17 protein-coding genes are annotated in these 18,118 nt (G+C 62.5%); 6 read left to right on the top strand and 11 right to left on the bottom strand.

Going from position 1 to position 18,118, the window contains the following annotated elements; genetic code table 11:
• Nucleotides 1–3: 3 nt before the first annotated feature.
• Both ftsY and K3759_RS05315 read right to left on the bottom strand, forming a co-directional pair.
• Nucleotides 4–1,377, bottom strand: a complete 1,374-nt coding sequence (ftsY, locus tag K3759_RS05320) for a signal recognition particle-docking protein FtsY (RefSeq protein ID WP_259984685.1) — start codon at nucleotides 1,375–1,377, stop codon at nucleotides 4–6.
• Between the two features lie 95 nt (nucleotides 1,378–1,472).
• Nucleotides 1,473–3,185, bottom strand: a complete 1,713-nt coding sequence (locus tag K3759_RS05315; protein ID WP_259984682.1) for an NAD(P)H-dependent oxidoreductase subunit E — start codon at nucleotides 3,183–3,185, stop codon at nucleotides 1,473–1,475.
• A gap of 160 nt (nucleotides 3,186–3,345) precedes the next feature.
• Between K3759_RS05315 and K3759_RS05310 the strand changes: the two genes are divergently transcribed.
• On the top strand, nucleotides 3,346–4,347 hold the full coding sequence (locus K3759_RS05310; protein WP_259984680.1) for an alkane 1-monooxygenase: 1,002 nt from the start codon (nucleotides 3,346–3,348) through the stop codon (nucleotides 4,345–4,347).
• 41 nt (nucleotides 4,348–4,388) lie between these two features.
• Nucleotides 4,389–4,778 carry a hypothetical protein gene (locus K3759_RS05305; RefSeq protein ID WP_259984678.1) on the top strand — a complete coding sequence of 130 codons (390 nt, stop codon included), beginning with the start codon at nucleotides 4,389–4,391 and terminating at the stop codon, nucleotides 4,776–4,778.
• Nucleotides 4,779–4,784: 6 nt separating this feature from the next.
• Here the strand turns inward: K3759_RS05305 and xseA are convergent, their stop codons facing one another.
• Nucleotides 4,785–6,347 carry an exodeoxyribonuclease VII large subunit gene (gene xseA, locus K3759_RS05300; protein ID WP_259984676.1) on the bottom strand — a complete coding sequence of 521 codons (1,563 nt, stop codon included), beginning with the start codon at nucleotides 6,345–6,347 and terminating at the stop codon, nucleotides 4,785–4,787.
• A 70-nt stretch (nucleotides 6,348–6,417) separates the two neighbouring features.
• Between xseA and purD the strand changes: the two genes are divergently transcribed.
• Complete coding sequence (purD, locus tag K3759_RS05295; RefSeq protein ID WP_259984674.1) at nucleotides 6,418–7,683, top strand: phosphoribosylamine--glycine ligase; 1,266 nt, start codon at nucleotides 6,418–6,420, stop codon at nucleotides 7,681–7,683.
• Nucleotides 7,684–7,725: 42 nt separating this feature from the next.
• Here purD and K3759_RS05290 read toward each other — a convergent pair whose 3' ends face one another.
• A complete protein-coding gene (locus K3759_RS05290) occupies nucleotides 7,726–8,421 on the bottom strand; it encodes a VCBS repeat-containing protein (RefSeq protein ID WP_259984673.1) in 696 nt (231 codons plus the stop codon).
• Entirely contained in the window at nucleotides 8,421–8,744 is a 324-nt protein-coding gene (locus tag K3759_RS05285) for a 2Fe-2S iron-sulfur cluster-binding protein (protein WP_067266186.1), read from the bottom strand. The genes K3759_RS05290 and K3759_RS05285 overlap by 1 nt, the downstream gene beginning before the upstream one ends.
• 167 nt (nucleotides 8,745–8,911) lie before the next feature.
• On the opposite strand from K3759_RS05285, the gene K3759_RS05280 reads away from it, so the two are divergent.
• Entirely contained in the window at nucleotides 8,912–9,463 is a 552-nt protein-coding gene (locus K3759_RS05280) for a peptidoglycan-binding protein (RefSeq protein ID WP_259984670.1), read from the top strand.
• A gap of 56 nt (nucleotides 9,464–9,519) precedes the next feature.
• Here the strand turns inward: K3759_RS05280 and K3759_RS05275 are convergent, their stop codons facing one another.
• The 6 genes from K3759_RS05275 to rpiA all read right to left on the bottom strand — a co-directional run bounded on the left by K3759_RS05275 (nucleotide 9,520) and on the right by rpiA (nucleotide 15,815).
• The gene (locus K3759_RS05275) at nucleotides 9,520–11,007 is read right to left on the bottom strand and encodes a DegQ family serine endoprotease (RefSeq protein WP_259984668.1); all 1,488 of its coding nucleotides are present in this window, start codon (nucleotides 11,005–11,007) and stop codon (nucleotides 9,520–9,522) included.
• A gap of 195 nt (nucleotides 11,008–11,202) precedes the next feature.
• Nucleotides 11,203–11,397 (bottom strand): DUF2065 domain-containing protein, encoded by a 195-nt coding sequence (locus K3759_RS05270; protein WP_259984666.1) that lies wholly within the window; start codon nucleotides 11,395–11,397, stop codon nucleotides 11,203–11,205.
• Entirely contained in the window at nucleotides 11,394–12,293 is a 900-nt protein-coding gene (gene hflC, locus K3759_RS05265; protein WP_259984663.1) for a protease modulator HflC, read from the bottom strand. The genes K3759_RS05270 and hflC overlap by 4 nt, the downstream gene beginning before the upstream one ends.
• On the bottom strand, nucleotides 12,293–13,516 hold the full coding sequence (gene hflK, locus K3759_RS05260; protein WP_259984661.1) for an FtsH protease activity modulator HflK: 1,224 nt from the start codon (nucleotides 13,514–13,516) through the stop codon (nucleotides 12,293–12,295). The genes hflC and hflK overlap by 1 nt, the downstream gene beginning before the upstream one ends.
• A 68-nt stretch (nucleotides 13,517–13,584) precedes the next feature.
• Complete coding sequence (gorA, locus tag K3759_RS05255) at nucleotides 13,585–14,964, bottom strand: glutathione-disulfide reductase (protein ID WP_259984659.1); 1,380 nt, start codon at nucleotides 14,962–14,964, stop codon at nucleotides 13,585–13,587.
• Between the two features lie 62 nt (nucleotides 14,965–15,026).
• Nucleotides 15,027–15,815, bottom strand: coding sequence for a ribose-5-phosphate isomerase RpiA (gene rpiA, locus K3759_RS05250; RefSeq protein ID WP_259984657.1), 789 nt, complete (start codon nucleotides 15,813–15,815; stop codon nucleotides 15,027–15,029).
• Between the two features lie 165 nt (nucleotides 15,816–15,980).
• Here rpiA and K3759_RS05245 point away from each other — a divergent pair, with 165 nt between their 5' ends.
• The gene (locus K3759_RS05245; RefSeq protein WP_259984656.1) at nucleotides 15,981–16,673 is read left to right on the top strand and encodes a glutathione S-transferase family protein; all 693 of its coding nucleotides are present in this window, start codon (nucleotides 15,981–15,983) and stop codon (nucleotides 16,671–16,673) included.
• Nucleotides 16,673–18,046 (top strand): L-serine ammonia-lyase, encoded by a 1,374-nt coding sequence (locus tag K3759_RS05240; protein WP_259984653.1) that lies wholly within the window; start codon nucleotides 16,673–16,675, stop codon nucleotides 18,044–18,046. Before K3759_RS05245 ends, K3759_RS05240 begins: the two co-directional genes overlap by 1 nt.
• The last annotated feature ends 72 nt before the right edge of the window (nucleotides 18,047–18,118 follow it).

Here is an 18,118-nt window from a genome sequence, read left to right as displayed (position 1 = left end):
GCGTTAGCCATCCGTGCCCACCAAAGCGGCGGCAAATTCATCCGGGTCAAAGGGCGACAGATCATCGATCTGCTCCCCCACGCCCACGGCATGGATCGGCAGGCCGAAACGATCCGCCAGCGCCACCAGAACGCCGCCCTTGGCGGTGCCATCCAACTTGGTCATAACCAGACCGCTGACGTCGGAAATCTCTTGAAAAACCTTCACTTGGTTCAGTGCGTTCTGCCCGGTCGTCGCGTCCAGCACCAATAGGGTGTTATGCGGCGCGGTCTCATCCTTCTTGCGGATGACGCGGACGATCTTGGCCAATTCTTCCATCAGGTCGCCCCGGTTTTGCAAACGGCCTGCGGTGTCGATCAGCAGCAGGTCGGCGCCTTCCTCTTGCGCGCGGCCCATGGCGTCGAAGGCAAGGCTGGCGGGGTCGCTGCCCTGCGCTGCAGTCAGCACAGGCACGCCTGCGCGTTCGCCCCAGACCTGCAATTGCTCCACCGCGGCGGCGCGGAAGGTGTCGCCAGCGGCGATCACGACCTTTTTGCCCGCCGCACGAAACTGCGAGGCCAGTTTGCCGATGGTTGTCGTCTTGCCAGAGCCGTTCACGCCGACCACCAGCACCACCTGCGGGGTCTTGGAATAGATCGGCAAGGGCCGCGCCACAGGCTCCATGATGCGGCTGACTTCGCTGGCGAGCAGTTGTTTGATCTCCGCCACCGAGAGTTTCTTGCCAAAGCGCCCTTCGGCCATATTGGCGGTGACCCGCAGCGCGGTGTCAACGCCCATGTCGGCACTGATCAGCAGTTCCTCGAGCTGTTCGAGCATCTCATCGTCCAGCGCGCGGCGCACCACAGGCTGCGCCGTGCTGCGGCCCATCAGACGTCCCAACAGGCCCGGCTTGGCCGGGGCGGCCTCGGTTTCGTCCAACGCAGGCGCGACCGGGGTCATCGCTTGGCGCAGATCCACGGCGGGGGGCACTTCGTCGGGGGCGGGTGCGGGTTCGGGGTCAACTGCGGGGGGCACCTGCTCCGGTTCGGGCGTGGGCTCAGGGTCCGATAGCGGCGGCACGGGCTGCGGTTCCGGCTCAGCGGGAGGCGCAGGCCGCGGTTCGGGGTCGGGAATGGCCACCGGTTCCGGGGTCGGCTCGGGCGTGGGGGCAGGCTCGGGTTCTTCCGCATCATCCCGCTCTGCAGCCAGCATCGGGCCGCTGTCCTCCTGCCCGTCGGGCATCACATCAGAGGCCGCGCCGGGCTGGTCCATCACCGCATCCACGGGGGCCGCTTCAGCCTCCGTCTCGCCGCCATCGCTGACGATCGCCTCCAGCCCCTCGTCGATCTTGGACGAGGATTTGAACAAGCGGTCCTTGAGCTTCGTGAAGAAGGCCATTGGCGTCTCCCATGCAATTTTGTCATGATCTATAGGCTTGCCCCCCCAGATGGAAGGGTGCCCGACCAGATCAACACCGCCGGGAGGGGTCGCGTTTAGATTTCGTCAGGAAAATGCTTCATCACCAGCCGGATCGGGTTCGGCGCCGCCTGCCCCAGCCCACAGATTGAGGCATCGACCATCGCGGTCGAAAGCTCCTCTAGCAGCCCTTGATCCCAGCGGTCCTCTTGCATCAGCTTGACCGCCTTTTCGCAGCCCACCCGACAAGGCGTGCATTGGCCACAGCTTTCATCCTCGAAAAACCGCAGCATATTGAGCGCGGCCGCGCGGGCGCTGTCATGTTCAGAGAGAACAACCACCGCCGCCGAGCCAATAAAGGACCCATGCGGTTGCAGCGTGTCGAAATCGAGCGGCACGTCATCCATCGAAGCAGGCAACAGGCCAGAGGACGGCCCGCCCGGCTGATACGCCTTCAGCACATGCCCCTCGGCCATGCCGCCTGCCGCCGCGATGATATCGGTGATGGTCGACCCAGCAGGCAGCACATACATTCCCGGCTGCGCCACCCGCCCCGAGACCGAGTAGCTGCGCAGCCCCTTGCGGCCATTCTTTTCGGTGGCGTTCAACACCTGCGGCCCTTCGCGGCAGATGCGGGCGATCCAATGCAGGGTTTCCACGTTATGCACCAATGTCGGATGGCCAAAGACTCCGACCTGCGCCACATAGGGCGGGCGGTGGCGCGGCAACCCGCGTTTGCCTTCGATGCTTTCGATCATCGCGCTTTCTTCGCCGCAGATATAGGCGCCCGCCCCGCGGCGCAGATCGACATAGCCGGGGGTGATGACGCCGGCATCCTCCAACGCCGCAATCTCACGCCGCAGAATTTCCAGCACCGCCGGGTATTCGTCGCGCATGTAGAGAAAGACTTTCTCCGCCTCCACCGCCCAAGCGGCAATCAACATGCCTTCGAGGAAAAAATGTGGTGTGCGCTCAAGATACCAGCGGTCCTTAAAGGTACCCGGCTCGCCCTCGTCACCATTGACCGCCAGATAGCGCGGCCCCGGATTTGCGCGTACAAAGCCCCATTTTTTGCCCGAGGGGAAGCCCGCCCCGCCCAGCCCGCGCAGACCAGCCTCCAGCAGTTGTTCTTGCACCGCCTCCCAGTCGCCATCCGCACGTAGGTTCAACAGCGCCTCGTAACCACCTGAATTCGCGTAGGTTTGGTAATCCTCATAGTCCGGCAGTTGGACATGCGTGTCCTGTACTGCAATCGCCGCCTGAACCTTTTCCGGCGTCGCATGGTCGATGTGATTGTGTCCCAGTTCCAGCACCGGCGCGGTGTCGCAGCGCCCCATGCAGGGCGCGCGCAGCACGCGGACCTGAGTGGGGTCCAGCCCCTCCTCCAACGCCGATTTCAACGCCTGCGCCCCTCCCAGTTCACAAGACAGCGAATCGCAGACGCGGATGGTCAGCGCGGGCGGCGGGGTCTCGCCTTCTTTCACCACATCGAAATGGGCATAGAAGCTGGCGACCTCATAGACTTCGGCCATCGACAGGCGCATCTCTTCGGCTAAGGCGCGCAGATGTGCGGCAGAGAGGTGGCCAAAGCGGTCTTGGATCAGATGCAGATATTCGATCAGCAGATCACGGCGGCGCGGACGGTCGCCCAAAAGCGCGCGGACCTCCTCCCACGGCGCATCTTGCAACTGGCGCCCTTTGGGATGGTGTCGCCCCTTGCCCTTGCCGGATTTCCAGACGCCTTTCTGCGGTTCTTTCCCCTTAGTCTTGCCGTGCTCGTCCAGCGCCATGCCGCTCCCCCCGCCTTGCTTTCCGCATTGGTACCAAATCATAGCACCCTACGGCGATCAAAAAGCGACAATCGCGCGGGTGTTTGCGTTGTGCGGGCGGCGCGCGGCGGGCAGAATGGCGCAGATCAGCTTCTGGCGGACCACTGAAAAAGGAGAGCGCATGCATTGGTATGTGATCGCAAGTTTGACGCCAGCGGCACTTATCGCTGTTGCCGCCCTCTGGGGTGGAGTCTGGCCTGCGCTGGCGCTTTTGTCGATCACGGTGCATGTGGCCTTTATGGACCGATTGGGCCGCGCGCTGACCGTCTCCGACAGGTCCGGTCGGGCGCTCACCTTTACCTTGGCCGCCGTGCATTTCCTACTGCTGCCGCTGGGGGTCTGGGCGATTGGCGTAGCGCCGCATTTGGAGGGGCTGGACCGCGCGCTGATCTTCGCCGCCCTCGGTCTGTTTCTGGGGCAGATCAGCAATTCCAACGCCCATGAGTTGATCCATGCGTCCAGCCGCCTGCCCCGGCGGATCGGCACAGCGATCTATGTCTCCCTACTGCACGGGCATCACGTCTCGGCCCATTTGCGGGTGCATCATCCCGCCGCCGCCACCCCCGCCGATCCCAATTCCGCGCCAAAGGGCATGGGCTTCTGGCGATTTCTATTCCGCGCAAGCTGGGCCGAGTTCCGCGCCGGATGGCAGGCCGACAACGCGCAGCGGGCGCGCAAGACGGGGGCGAAGGGGCTGCACCCCTATACGCTCTACCTAGGCGGTGCGGCGCTGGTCCTGCTCACTGCGCTGCATTTGGGCGGCATTACCGGGCTGCTTGCCTATCTTGGCCTTGCCGCCTATGCGCAAATGCAACTGCTGCTATCGGACTATGTCCAGCATTACGGGCTGCGGCGGCAGCAACGCCCCGATGGCCGGTTCGAGCCGATCGGCCCGCAGCATAGTTGGAACGCGCCGAAGTGGTATTCTGCGGCGATGATGTTGAACGCGCCGCGCCATTCGGACCATCACATGCGCCCCGCCCGCGCTTTTCCGGCGCTGGAAGTGACACATGAGATGCCGAAACTGCCCTATTCCCTGCCCATCATGGCGGTGATCGCCCTTGTCCCCCCGCTCTGGCGGCGGGTGATGGACCGGCGCCTTGCCCGGTGGAGCCAACACTGATCGCACTAGCGCGCCGCACGGGCTTCTGGCAGGCTGCTGCGATGAGATACGCGATCACCCTCATCTGCACGCTGCTGCCCCTGTCCGCCTTGGCCGAAATGTCGGCGGCGGAGTTTGAGGCCTATACCAAAGGCAAGACGCTCTATTACGGCCTGTCCGGCGCGCCCTATGGGGCCGAGGTCTATCACGAGGATCGGCGCGTGCAGTGGTCTTTCCTTGATGGCCGTTGCAAGGAAGGACACTGGTATGAGGGCGAGGGGCTGATCTGTTTCGTTTACGAAGACGACCCCGCGCCGCAATGCTGGAGTTTTACCGAAAGCCCGACCGGACTAATTGCGCGGTTCGAAAATGACCCGACCCAGACCGACCTTTACGAGGCGCAGGAGTTGAATGATCCTCTGCTCTGCCTCGGGCCCGAAACTGGTGTCTAAGCGACTCTAGCTATCGCCTTTGACTGCCAACCGACCATCGGCAAATTCAATCTCCAACCGGGAGGCATTTTTCGCGGCCTCGGCGCTAGTCACCACATCACCATCGCCGCGCACCACGGCAAAGCCGCGCGCGAGGGTTTCGCGGTAGCCGAGGGTGCCAAGGGTTCGGCTGAGCGCCTCGATCTGACGACGGCGGCGGTCCTGTGCCGCTTGTCCTGCGCGTGCCAGCCGGGCAAGCACTTCCTTCAACCGCTGGTCTTGGCGGGAGAGGTCGCGGAGCAGCACCTCAGGGCGGAAAGTCTGCGTGCGGTCTAGCAGCCGTTCACGACGGCGCAGGATTTGGCGCTGCAACACCTCGGGGTGAAAACGGTCGATCCTTGCGCCAAGCCGCTCGCGTTGGCCCGTAAGGTTGCGCTGCCATGCGGGACCAAGCCTTGCCGAAAGCTGCGCCAGACGCTGCCGATCGGCATCCAGATGGCGGCGCAGGGTCACGGGGCGCAGCGCACCGGACATATCCGCCAGTTTCACGCGGCGGCCTTGGACACCTGCGATAAGGGCGGGTGCCAGCTTCTCCCCACCGCGATCAAGGCGCTGACGCGGACCTTCCAGCAATGTATCGGCCCGCGGCAGTGCCCGCGCCACATCGCGCATCCGCTGGCCGCGCCGGGTCAACCCTTGGCTCAAAGCCTGACGCATCCTTGCGCCTTGCCCCTCAAGCCACGCCGCCAATTCATGCCGCACCGGCACGGCGAGTTCTGCCGCAGCGGTAGGCGTCGGCGCGCGTTTGTCTGAGACAAAGTCGATCAGCGTCGTGTCGGTCTCATGCCCCACGGCAGAGATCAGCGGGATGTCCGAAGCCGCCGCCGCGCGGGCGACACTCTCTTCGTTAAAGCCCCAAAGGTCTTCGACCGACCCGCCCCCACGGGCCACGATGAGCAACTCAGGCCTGGGCAGCGCGCCGCCGGGGGTAAGGCGGTTGAACCCTTCAATGGCGCGCACCACTTCGGGCGCGCATTTCGCGCCCTGTACGGCAACCGGCCAGATCAGCACCTTGCGCGGGAAACGGTCCCGCAGCCGGTGAAGGATGTCGCGGATCACGGCCCCCGAGGGCGATGTCACCACGCCGATGATCTCGGGCAAATAGGGCAGCGGGCGTTTGCGCTCGGGGGCGAAAAGCCCCTCCGCCGCCAGTGCCGCCTTGCGTTTTTCCAGCAGCGCCATCAGCGCGCCCATGCCCGCCGGTTTGATATCCTCGATGACGATCTGGTATTTCGACTGTCCGCCGAAGGTGGTGATGCGCCCGGTGGCGACGACCTCCATCCCCTCTTCGGGCTGGGTCTCAAGCCGTGCGGTCACACCCTTCCAGATCACGCCGGAGATCACCGAACGGTCGTCCTTGAGGTCAAGATAGACATGCCCCGAACGCGGTCGGCTGACGCGCCCCACTTCACCCCGAATCCGGACATGGGCAAACTCACCCTCAATCACCCGCTTGATCGCACCAGAAAGCTCGGTGACGGTAAATTCGGGGCTGTTTGCACCGGGGGCGGGGTCGTCGAACAGATCCATCTGGGCACCTTGTGTCTGTGGGCACCCCAGCTTAGAACGCGGGGCAAAGAAGTCCAAGGGAGTGCGCGGCATGAATATCCTGATCCTCGGCAGCGGTGGCCGCGAACATTCACTTGCTTGGGCGGTCATGCAGAACCCCAAATGCGACAAGCTGATCGTGGCACCGGGCAATGCGGGCATCACGGCCATCGCGCAATGCGCCAAGCTCGACATCATGGATGGTGCGGCGGTGGTGGCTTTCTGCGAAGGCAACAACATCGACTTCGTCATCATCGGCCCCGAAGCGCCCTTGGCCGCGGGCGTGGGTGACGATCTGCGCGCGGCGGGGTTTGACGTTTTCGGCCCCTCCAAAGCGGCGGCGGCGCTGGAGGCTTCCAAAGCCTTTACCAAGGAAATCTGCGACGCCTGCGATGCGCCCACGGCAGGGTATGGCCATTTCACCGATGCCGCCAGCGCCCGCGCCTATGTCGAAAAGCAAGGCGCGCCGATTGTGATCAAGGCCGACGGTCTGGCGGCGGGCAAAGGGGTCATTATCGCCATGACCGACGCCGAAGCGCTGGCCGCCGTGGATGAGATGTTTGACGGTGCCTTTGGCGAGGCGGGCGCGGAAGTGGTGATCGAAGAGTTCATGGAAGGCGAAGAGGCGTCCTTTTTCGTGCTCTGCGACGGGGAGACGGTGCTGCCCATCGGAACGGCCCAAGACCACAAGCGCGTCGGCGAAGGTGACAGCGGCCCCAATACCGGCGGCATGGGTGCCTACTCCCCCGCTCCGGTGCTGAGCGACGAGATCGCCGAACGCGCCCTCGACGAGATCATCCGCCCCTGTATGGCCGAGATGGCCAAGCGCGGGATGCCCTATCAGGGCGTGCTTTATGCCGGGTTGATGATCAAAGACGGTGCGCCGCGTTTGGTGGAATATAACGTGCGCTTTGGTGACCCGGAATGCCAAGTTTTGATGATGCGCCTCGGCGCACAGGCTTTTGATCTGATGCAGGCGACGGCCAAGGGCTCGCTGGCCGATATGCAGGTCAACTGGGCTGAAGACCACGCGCTGACCGTGGTGATGGCGGCGAATGGCTATCCCGGTGCCTATGCCAAGGGTAGCGAGATCAAAGGGCTGAAAGACCTGCCCGAAGACAGCGCCAATATGGTGTTCCACGCGGGCACTGTGGCACAGGACGGGGCAATCTTGGCCAACGGCGGCCGCGTGCTGAACGTCACCGCGCGCGGGGATACATTGGCCGAAGCGCAAGAGCGTGCCTATGCGATGGTCGACGGGATCGATTGGCCCGAAGGCTTCTGCCGCCGCGACATCGGCTGGCGCGCGCTGAGCTAATCGGCGGCGGCTTAGTCAGCCGCTTAGGCCGCCGCGACGCCCCTATTCACAGGCAAGTGCCGTGGCAAAGCTTTCGGCCCCCTCAAAAGGGCCGATGTCGCGCGGCGCAAGCTCCCCACCCTTCAGGGTGACCCCCACCACGCGCTGCCAATCCGCATCCGCCAGCACCATTTCCGGCCCGGCACCGCAATCGCGGAGGCCGCCTGAGATATGGGACTCGCCGATTCGATGATTGGTCAGCCCCGGCATTTGGGCCACTTCGCTGAGTCCGCCATCGGCAAAGCGCCAGACCCGCAGCACCCGCGCCAGATGGGGGCGGTCGACATAGGCAATCTCAACCGCACCGTCACCGTCGAGATCGGCGGCGCCTATGGGTGCCAACCAACGGTTGCTCTGGCCGATATGCGGGGTTTCGGTGATTTTACCATCAGGGCCATAGATCGCCAGCGCCGCACCTCGGTTCATGTCGGTCTCAATCACCATGACTTCGGGCGCGCCGTCGCCGGTCACATCGACCAGCCGAGGGGCGATATCTTCGAATACATGGTCACGGGGCAAATCGAAACGCCGTGCGCTTCCGTCCGCCAAGGACAACTGCAACCCGCCCCATTCCAGCGCGTCGCCGAGAATGCCATGGGCGTAGCGCCCGGTGGGCGAGATATAGCGCGCGGCGGTGATCGTCTCCGCCGCGGCGCTGGTCGCGATCAGCGCAAACAGTGCCGCGCCGATCGCCCGCATCAGATTTGCTTTTCCGGCATCTGCACGCGCAGACCGTCCAGCGCATCCGTGACCTTGATCTGGCAGGTCAGACGCGAGCGCGCGGGGTCAGGCTCAAACGCGAAGTCGAGCATGTCTTCTTCCATGTCGTCCATAGGCGGCAGCTTCTCTGCCCAAGCCGGGTCAACATAGACATGGCAGGTTGAGCAAGCGCAGGCACCGCCACAGTCGGCCTCGATGCCGGGAATGTTATTGTCGCGGGCGCCTTCCATGACCGTGAGACCATTGGCCACCTCGACCACATGTTCGGTGCCGGAGTGTTCGACATAGGTGATTTTGGCCATGATGAAGCCCTTTCGTCCAAGAAGTTCGGCTTTGTTTAGCGGGCTATGGCACGCGGTTCCAGCCCCCTTTTTATGCAGTCAGGCTTTGCACGACATTGCGGTGGGCAAGGTCTGCGCATCCCGCTAGTCTGCACCGCGAACGACAGGCAAGCCCCGAAAGAACCGGCATGAAACAGCCCATCACATTCCGATCCGCCACCCTGCGCGGGGCGCTGCTCTTGGCGGTGGCCGGGATAGCGGGGTGTGACAGCACGACCCCGGCCACGCCGCGCCCGGAGCCGGGGGTATTGGAGGCAACGCGCAACGGCCCAGCAGGCGCGGCTGAGGGCAGTTGCTGGGGCCGCACGGTCAGCCCTGCGGTAATTGAAACGGTGACCGAACAGGTCGAAGTCACCCCCGCCAAGATGAACCCCGATGGCAGCATTGCCAAGCCGCCGGTCTACAAAACCGAGACACGGCAAGAGATTGTACGCGCGCGGGTCGACAACTGGTTTGAGACCCCCTGCCCCGATGTGCTCACGGTGGAGTTCAACAGCACGTTGCAACGCGCGCTACAGGCGCGTGGTTATTACAGCGGGCCGATCACGGGCGAAATGGACGCCGCCACACGGCAGGCGGTGCGGCGCTATCAGGCGCGGCAGGGGCCGAATAGTGAAGTGCTGTCGCTTACCACCGCCCGCGCGCTTGGATTGGTCGCGGTGCCCCGGCAAGGCGGCTGATCCCGAAACGCAAAAGGGCGCCCGAGGGCGCCCTTTTTAACTTTTATCTCAGCGAATTACTCTGCCAGCGACAGCGCCACAAAGCGGGGGTCGCCGCCCCGACGTACCAACAGCAGTAGCGACTTGCGGCCAGCGTCCTTCGCAGCGGCGATCCGCGCCTCTAGGTCGGAAATGCTGGTCACCTTCTCCTGACCGGCTTCGGTAATGATATCGCCCATCCGCAGGCCCTTCTCGAAAGCCTCCGAAGTCTGATCGACATCCGTCACTGCAAGGCCGGTCGTACCGTCATCCGCCCCAAGCTCGGCGCGGAGCGCGTCCGTGAGCGGTGTCAGTGTCAGGCCCATCAGCAGTGTCGACTGCGGCTCAGCCCCGGTGCCGTCATCGGCGTTTTCATCCATTGCAGCAGGCACCGCGCTATCCGCATCTTCGCGGCGGCCAAGCACAACCTTGATGGTCTGGGTCTTGCCATCGCGCAACACAGTCACGCGCACGGTCGCGCCCACAGGGCTATTGCCCACCTGACGCACCAGACCACGGGTATCGATCACTTCAACACCGTCAAAGGATTTGATCACGTCGCCGGTTTTAAGCCCTGCATCCCGAGCCGGGCCTTCCGGCACATCGGTGATCAACGCGCCAACGGCTTTCTTAAGACCCATGGCATCGGCCACATCATCGGTCACGTCCTGAATGCGCACGCCCAGCCAACCGCGGCGGGTCTCACCGAACTCTTTCAACTGATCGATCACCCGTGTCACCACGTTGGAGGCCATCGAAAAACCGATGCCGATGGAGCCGCCATTGGGCGACAGGATTGCGGTGTTCACGCCGATCACTTCGCCATCCATGTTGAACAACGGCCCACCGGAGTTGCCCCGGTTGATCGCGGCGTCGGTCTGGATGTAATCGTCATAGGTGCCCGACAGCGCCCGGTTCCGCGCAGAGACGATGCCCGCAGAAACAGAAAAGCCCTGCCCTAACGGATTGCCCATGGCGATGACCCAATCGCCAACACGCGCAGCGTTGCTGTCCCCGAAAGAGACGAAGGGCAGCGGCTGTTTGGCTTCGACCTTCAGCAAGGCAATGTCGGTCTTGGGGTCGGTACCGATCACTTTGGCAACCAGTTCCTCGCCCGAGAAGAATTCGATCGTAATCTCATCAGCGCTTTCGATGACGTGGTTGTTGGTCACGACATAGCCGTCTTCGGAGATCACAAAGCCTGAGCCAAGCGCCGAAGACCGACGCGGACGGTTGCCCTCGCCATCGTTGTTGCGGTCCTGAAACTCGCGGAAGAAATCCTCGAAAGGAGAGCCTTCGGGAACGATGCCCTGAGGCCCGGTGCGGCCCTCAACTGTGGTCGATGTGGTGATATTCACCACCGAGGGGCTGATCTTTTCCGCGAGCGGGGCGAGGCTTTCGGGTTTGGCCAGCGCCATGCTGGCTTGCAGGATCAAGAGGGTCAGCGCCATCACCCCCATTGCCATCGCTCGCATCCATTGGGTGTGTTGTGCTGTTTTGGACAGGGAAACCGCCTTGGCCTGCATTCATCGTCTCCTGATTGTTCCTGTTGTTGCCAACGTGGGCAGAGTGCATTCCGAACGGACGCGCTGCAACATGAAAGATGGGGCCGATCACAGTCATTTCAACTGCCAAGCGCATGACGAATTTGTGCGGCGTCATGTGACCATTGTGGAAGCCCAAGCGGAAACCACTTGGTATCTCGGCGCCTTCACGCGTCCCTATACGCCAAGCTGGAACGCGAGCCAGACCAGCATCAGCCCCGCCACCACCGCCAACGCGCCGAGTTGGCGCAGAGCAGCCTCGGGAATGCGGCGCAATATCTCAAGCATCTGCTCCAAAAACGAAGGGGCCAGTGCGTACACCAGCCCCTCGAATATCAGAACCGACCCGAGAGCCAGTAAAACAAGGCTCACTCGCGTTCGCCCTCGACAGAGCGGCTGCCCTGATCAGAGCGCAGGTAGTTAAAGAACTCGCTGTCCGGTGACATCACCATCGTCGAGTTGTCGCCCTGCAAGGCCTGCTCATAGGCCGTCAACGACCGGTAGAATTCAAAGAACTCCTGATCCTTGCCATAAGCCTGTGCGAAGATGTTGTTTCGCTGGGCGTCGGCCTCACCTTCGATGATCCGCGCATCACGGCGCGCCTCCGAGAGGATCTCTTCATAGGTCCGGTCTGCAAGGGCAGTCACACGCTGCGCGGCTTCGCGGCCACGGGCGCGTTCGTCGGTGGCTTCACGCTCACGCTCGGCGATCATCCGCTGCAACGTCGCATCAAAGTTCTGCTCAGGCAGGTTGGTTTGACGCAGCCGCACATCGACAACCTTGAGGCCAAGTGCCTGCGCACGGGCATCGGCACGCACACGGATTTGCTCCATCAGGTCAGACCGCTCAGGCGAAAGGATCGTGTTGGAGGTCACACCTTGCGAACCGAGCACGGCACGGATTTGGCTTTCCATGATGCCGCCCATTTCGCTCTCGGCCTGACGTTCACCGCCTGCACCCAAAGCCTGCCGGTACTGGACCATGTCGTCGATCCGGTAGAGCACGAAGGCGTCGATTTCCAAACGGCGGTCATCGGCGGGGGTGACTTCGATCACCGGGGTTTCCAGCGACAAGATGCGGTCTTCGTAGCGCACGACCTCGTCCAAGAAAGGGACTTTAAAGCCAATGCCCGGCTCGTTGCGCACCTGTTTGATCTGGCCGAAACGCAGCACCAGCGCTTTTTCACGCTCGTCCACGACGAATACAGCCGAGAGGACACCCACGATGGCGATCACCAAGATGGGAATGATAAAACTTGTTTTCCGCATCAGTTCGACCCTCCGCTGCGTCGCAGCTCGTTGAGTGGCAGATAGGGGACAACGCCCTGACCGTCTTGGCCGCTGCCGTTTTCGAGGATGATTTTATCCACGTCGCCCAGCACCTTTTCCATGGTCTCAAGATACAGACGTTTGCGCGTTACTTCGGGCGCGTTGCGGTATTCTTCCAGCACAGCTTCAAAGCGGCTGGCTTCACCCACAGCGTCGTTCACCACACGGGCGCGGTAACCTTCGGCGGCTTCCAAAAGCTGCGCGGATTCACCGCGCGCCTCAGCCGTGCGACGGTTGGCATAGGCATCCGCCTGACGCTCCACCCGGTCACGCTCCTGCTCGGCGGCCTGCACGTCGCGGAAGGCATCGACGACCGATTGCGTGGTGGTGTTACCATTCGGATCAGTAACCTGCACGGTCTGGCTGGGCGGGTCGACCTTGTTCACGTTCACGCGCAGCACGTTGATGCCGGTGTTGCGGTTGTCGAGCGTAGTTTGGATCAATTCCTTGACCCGGTCAGCCACAGCACCACGATCCCGGTTCAGGATCGGCGCGAGTTCAGACTGAGCGATAACCTCACGCATCGCGGATTCGGAAATCGCACGAACAGAAGCTTCGGGATCACGCAGCGAGAATTTGAAGTCGCGCGCGTTCTTAATGTTCCAGACCACCTGAAAATCGATGTCGACGATGTTTTCGTCGGTCGTCAGCATCAGCCCGTCATTGCCGCCGCCGCCGCGCCGCACGCCGAGTTCCTCGGTGCGGTTGGTGGTAACGTCAAAGACCTCTGCCGTGACCAGCGGCCATGGGGCAAAGTTCAGACCTTCGGTGCCAATGCCCGAGAACTCGCCCAAGAACAGTTCAATCGACTGCTGTTCGGGACGCACAGTATAAAAGCTCGCAAAACCCCAGAGCGCCACACCCGCCAACAGCGCGATGCCAACGGTCGAGCGGGTCACACCCGGCCCACCCGGGCCACGGCCACCGCCACCGGTGCCATTGCCCCGGTCACCGCCACGGCCGCCCATCAGGACGCGAAGCTGCTCTTGACCCTTGCGGACCAGATCGTCGATCTCCGGCATTTGCGGACGGTCACCGCCCTGCCCGCGTGGACCTTCTTTGCGTCCTCCGTTGCCGCGGTCTCCACCGGTGTCACGGTCTCCGCCGTTACCCCGGTTGCCGCCTCCGCCGCCCCCCCAAGGGCCTTGCGAATTTCCTGCCATTGTTATGTTCCCCTCTTGGCCGCCCATGCGGCCTATCGTTCTAAAAATTGTACGCAATCGCGTGGAATTCAAGCAGTTCGCACCGGATTGCGCATGGTGACCAGTTCTTCGGACATGGTCGGGTGTACCGCGCAGGTGGCATCAAACTGTTCTTTCGTAGCACCCATCTTGACCGCGATGCCCACCATCTGGATCAATTCGCCCGCGTTAGGTGCGACGATATGACAGCCCAGAACGGTGCGATTTTCCGCATCCACGATCAGCTTCATCAACACCCGATCCGCCTTTCCGGCAAAGGCACCCTGCATCGGCTTGAAAGAAGTCGCATAGACCTCAATCGGCCCCTTCTCACGGGCGTCTTCCTCGCTCAGCCCCACCGTTCCCATTTCGGGTTGGGTAAAGATCGCCGAGGGCACAAGGTCATGGTCCACCGGGGTCGGATTGCCGCCAAAGACGGTCTCGACAAAGGCCATGCCTTCGCGGATCGCCACCGGTGTCAGGTTGATCCGGTTGGTCACATCGCCGATGGCGTAGATCGACGGCACAGCAGTCTGGCTGTATTCGTCGACCTCGATCTCTCCGCCACGGCCGAGTTTCACGCCGACCTCTTCCAGCCCCATGTCGTCGCTGTTGGGGCGACGACCCGTGGCAAAGAGCACTTGGTCGAACATTTTCTCGGTGCCATTGGTCGGCTTGACCTTCATCGGACCGCTGCCGTCCTCATGGCTGGGCGTCATCTCGAGTATGTTGGTGCCAACATGTAGATCGATGCCCTTTTCCTGCATCATTTCAGCCACCATGCCGCGCGCTTCGTCGTCAAAGCCGCGCAGGATCTGCGCGCCGCGGTAATACTGCGTCACCTCCACACCCAAACCGTTGAGGATACAAGCGAATTCGCAGGCGATATAACCACCGCCAATGATCAGGATGGACTTGGGCAGCTTCTCCAAATGGAACAGGTCGTCAGAAACCAGCCCCAGTTCCGCGTTCTCAAGGTCGGGCCGCACGGGGCGGCCACCGCTCGCGATCAGAATGTGTTTTGCGGTCTTTTCGGTACCATCGGAAAGCGCCACGGTATGGGCATCCTTGATCCGGGCACGGGCGTCAAAGGTCTCTACGCCAGAGTTCTTCAGCAGCTTGCGGTAAACGCCTTCAAGACGGTCAAGCTCGCCATTCAACCGGGTGCTAAAAGCGTGCCAGTCAAATGGCCCAGCTTTCAAATCCCAGCCGAAACACTGGGCCTCATCCACCACATCTGCATAGCCCGAGGCGAAAACCATCAGCTTTTTTGGTACACAGCCGCGGATCACGCAGGTGCCGCCATAGCGGTCTTCCTCGGCCAGTCCGACCTTGGCTTTATGCTCGCCCGCCGCGACACGCGCCGCGCGCACACCGCCCGAGCCGCCACCGATGACAAACAGGTCGTAGTCGAATTCATTCTTGGCCATTGGGGCGCCTCTCTCAGTCGTTTGTTGGTCTTGCGCGGGATCGCGCGTGTTCGCTTGGGGCGTCAGTCGCTCAGGTCGGAAAACAGGTTGTCAGTCTCGACAAATTCCAACCGGTCGGTCGCCACAGTGCCTTCATTTATGTCGCGCACCTCAACCCTGCCATCCCCGTAGCCGATCACAACCGCGTCACAAATATCGATAAACAGGCCATTTTCCACCACGCCGGGCATTTGGTTGAGCACCAGCGCCAGTTGACGCGCATTGCCGATGCGGTTCAGCCGCAGATCAAGTATGTAGTTCCCCTCGTCGGTAATGAAGGGCACTTCACCGTTCATCCGCAGGGTCGAGTTGCGGCCCAGCACATCCATCGAGATCAGTGTCTCTTCGACCAGCGCCTGCGTGGTTTGCCAACCAAAGGGAATCACTTCGATGGGCAGGGGGAAGGCACCGAGATGCTGCACCTCTTTGCCGACATCGGCGATCACCACCATCTGGTCGCTCGCGGTCGCAACGATCTTTTCTTGCAACAGCGCACCACCGCCGCCTTTGATGAGGTTCAAATCGCCGTCAAATTCATCCGCCCCGTCAATCGTCAGGTCGAGCCATTTCGCCTCATCTAGCGAGATCACCTCGATCCCCACATCCCGCGCCAGCTGCGCAGTGCGCGAAGAGGTCGGCACGCCTTTTATCCGCAGCCCATCGTCGCGGACCATTTCGCCCAGACAGCGCACCAGCCACGCGGCAGTGGACCCGGTGCCAAGCCCGACCCGCATCCCATCTTCCACAAAATCACACGCCCGTTTCGCGGCCACGAATTTAGCCTTGTCGATGGGTGATAGTTCTCCGGACATGGGGCAGCTCCCTACAGGCGTTTGCCGCGTTATAGGGCGAATTGGCATAGGGTGCGAGGGGCAAGTCAGCGGTTTTTGGCGCTGCGTCTGCCCTATTGACCGCTCTGACGCGAAAGGGGTCGCTTTTATCGCGGCGCGGCAGCGCAGATCGGCTATCACTGCGCCATGACCTATGTGCTGCATTACGCCCCCGACAATGCCTCTTTGATCGTTCGCTTGGCGCTGGAGCATCGCGGCCTGCCCTACCGGGCGGCGCTGGTGGACCGTGCTGCCAAGGCGCAGGAAACGACGGGTTTTCGCAAGCTGAACCCTAATGGGCTGATCCCGGTTCTGGAAACACCCGAAGGGCCGCTTTTTGAGACCGGGGCGATCCTGCTCTATCTCGCGGATCGACATGGCGGCCTTGGCCCCGGCCCGGATGCCCCGACCCGCGGCGATTTCCTCAAGTGGCTGTTCTTCTTGTCTAATACCATCCACCCTGCTCTCAGGAGGCTGTTCTATCCTGAGAAATACATCGCCCTCGCACATATTGATGCAATGCGCGCGGGCACGCAAACTGACCTCGCCCAGCACTACGCAACGCTAGAGGCGCAGGCCGTGCGCGGCTGGTTATTGGGCGGCCCAGCACCAACTGCGCTAGATTTCTACGCTGCCGCCCTGCTGCGTTGGCCAAAACTCTACCCCGCCACTGCGTCGCGCGATTGGTTTGACCTTGCCACCCACCCCGCCCTCGCCCGGCTCGCCGCCGCTGTTGAGGCGCTGCCCGCGACAGTCGCCTTGCAAAACGCCGAAGGTCTGGGCGATACCCCTTTCACCGCACCGAGCTACCCCCAACCTCCAGAAGGGTCCGCCACCTGATGTTTCTCTCCGTCTTCGATATGTTCAAAGTGGGCATCGGCCCGTCGTCTTCGCACACCATGGGGCCGATGGTGGCCGCGGGCCGGTTCCTTGATCAAATGCGTGCCTCGCCGTTCCAATTTGCCGGGCTGCGCGCGTCGTTGCATGGCAGTCTTGCCTTCACAGGTGTTGGCCACGCGACCGACCGCGCGACGATCCTTGGCCTCGCTGGTTTCACGCCGCAGGACTATGACGCCGAGGCTGCAGAAAAGACGTTGGAAGAGATAAAGCAGACCCACCGCATTACCGTCGATGGTCTGCCCGAACTGCGCTTTGATCCCGCGCAGGACATGATTTTCGATTACGACACCAAGCTTGCGGGCCACGCCAATGGCATGATGCTGATGGCCACCGATGCCCAAGGCGATGTGACCCTGCGCGAGACCTATTATTCGATCGGTGGCGGATTTGTCATGACCGAGAAGGAATTGGCCGCAGGCAAGGACACGGATGAAGGCGCGCCAGTGCCGTTCCCCTTCAAGTCCGCCGCAGAAATGCTTGAGATGGCGAAGAAATCTGGCAAGTCTATCGCGGGCATGAAACGCGCCAACGAAGAAGCGCGCGGCGGCGCTGACAACCTGCGCGAGGGCAGCAAACGGCTCTGGCAGGTGATGCGCGATTGTATCGACCGGGGGCTGACCACCGATGGCATCTTGCCGGGGGGTCTTCAGGTGAAACGCCGCGCCAAGGGTATCTATGACGCGCTGATGGCCGAGCGCGGGCAGAACCAATCCGCACCACATACGATCAACGATTGGATGAGTGTCTATGCCATGGCGGTGAACGAGGAAAACGCGGCTGGCGGGCAGGTCGTTACCGCTCCGACCAATGGCGCTGCGGGCGTGATGCCCGCAACCCTGCGCTATTACCTCGACCACGTGCCCGGCGCGTCTGAGGCGCATATCGAAGACTTCCTGCTCACCGCCGCCGCGATTGGTGGGCTGGTGAAATACAACGCCTCGATTTCGGGGGCCGAAGCTGGCTGCCAGGCCGAAGTCGGCAGCGCCGCCGCGATGTCCGCCGCCGGGCTTTGCGCCGTAATGGGTGGCACGCCGGAACAGATCGAGAATGCCGCCGAGATCGCGCTTGAGCATCATCTCGGCATGACCTGCGACCCGGTCAAAGGGCTGGTGCAGGTGCCTTGTATCGAGCGCAACGGCTTGGGCGCGATCAAGGCGGTGTCGGCGGCCTCTCTGGCGCTGCGCGGCGACGGCACGCATCTGGTGCCGCTTGATGCCTGTATTGAGACCATGCGCCAGACGGGCGCGGACATGAGCGAGAAGTACAAGGAAACCTCGCTCGGCGGGCTGGCGGTGAACGTGCCAAATTGCTGAAGCTGCGCAAATTTGCACAGCCTCCGTTCGCCGGGGCCAATTGTTGGGGGCACCGCCGCCCCCTATCTTCTA

It is taken from the genome of Sulfitobacter sp. W027 (assembly GCF_025143985.1).
Taxonomy (GTDB): Bacteria; Pseudomonadota; Alphaproteobacteria; order Rhodobacterales; family Rhodobacteraceae; genus Sulfitobacter.
Note: the sequence above shows the minus strand (reverse complement) of the source record. Positions and strands in the feature narration are given on the sequence as shown.

Coding starts and splice junctions, on each gene's coding strand:
- K3759_RS05290 (WP_259984673.1), bottom strand. CDS start 8,421: ATGCGGGCGATCGGCGCGGCACTGTTTGCGCTGATCGCGACCAGCGCC.
- rpiA (WP_259984657.1), bottom strand. CDS start 15,815: ATGTCCGGAGAACTATCACCCATCGACAAGGCTAAATTCGTGGCCGCG.
- hflK (WP_259984661.1), bottom strand. CDS start 13,516: ATGGCAGGAAATTCGCAAGGCCCTTGGGGGGGCGGCGGAGGCGGCAAC.
- K3759_RS05280 (WP_259984670.1), top strand. CDS start 8,912: ATGAAACAGCCCATCACATTCCGATCCGCCACCCTGCGCGGGGCGCTG.
- K3759_RS05275 (WP_259984668.1), bottom strand. CDS start 11,007: ATGCAGGCCAAGGCGGTTTCCCTGTCCAAAACAGCACAACACACCCAA.
- K3759_RS05240 (WP_259984653.1), top strand. CDS start 16,673: ATGTTTCTCTCCGTCTTCGATATGTTCAAAGTGGGCATCGGCCCGTCG.
- K3759_RS05285 (WP_067266186.1), bottom strand. CDS start 8,744: ATGGCCAAAATCACCTATGTCGAACACTCCGGCACCGAACATGTGGTC.
- K3759_RS05310 (WP_259984680.1), top strand. CDS start 3,346: ATGCATTGGTATGTGATCGCAAGTTTGACGCCAGCGGCACTTATCGCT.
- K3759_RS05245 (WP_259984656.1), top strand. CDS start 15,981: ATGACCTATGTGCTGCATTACGCCCCCGACAATGCCTCTTTGATCGTT.
- hflC (WP_259984663.1), bottom strand. CDS start 12,293: ATGCGGAAAACAAGTTTTATCATTCCCATCTTGGTGATCGCCATCGTG.
- K3759_RS05315 (WP_259984682.1), bottom strand. CDS start 3,185: ATGGCGCTGGACGAGCACGGCAAGACTAAGGGGAAAGAACCGCAGAAA.
- gorA (WP_259984659.1), bottom strand. CDS start 14,964: ATGGCCAAGAATGAATTCGACTACGACCTGTTTGTCATCGGTGGCGGC.
- xseA (WP_259984676.1), bottom strand. CDS start 6,347: ATGGATCTGTTCGACGACCCCGCCCCCGGTGCAAACAGCCCCGAATTT.
- purD (WP_259984674.1), top strand. CDS start 6,418: ATGAATATCCTGATCCTCGGCAGCGGTGGCCGCGAACATTCACTTGCT.
- K3759_RS05305 (WP_259984678.1), top strand. CDS start 4,389: ATGAGATACGCGATCACCCTCATCTGCACGCTGCTGCCCCTGTCCGCC.
- ftsY (WP_259984685.1), bottom strand. CDS start 1,377: ATGGCCTTCTTCACGAAGCTCAAGGACCGCTTGTTCAAATCCTCGTCC.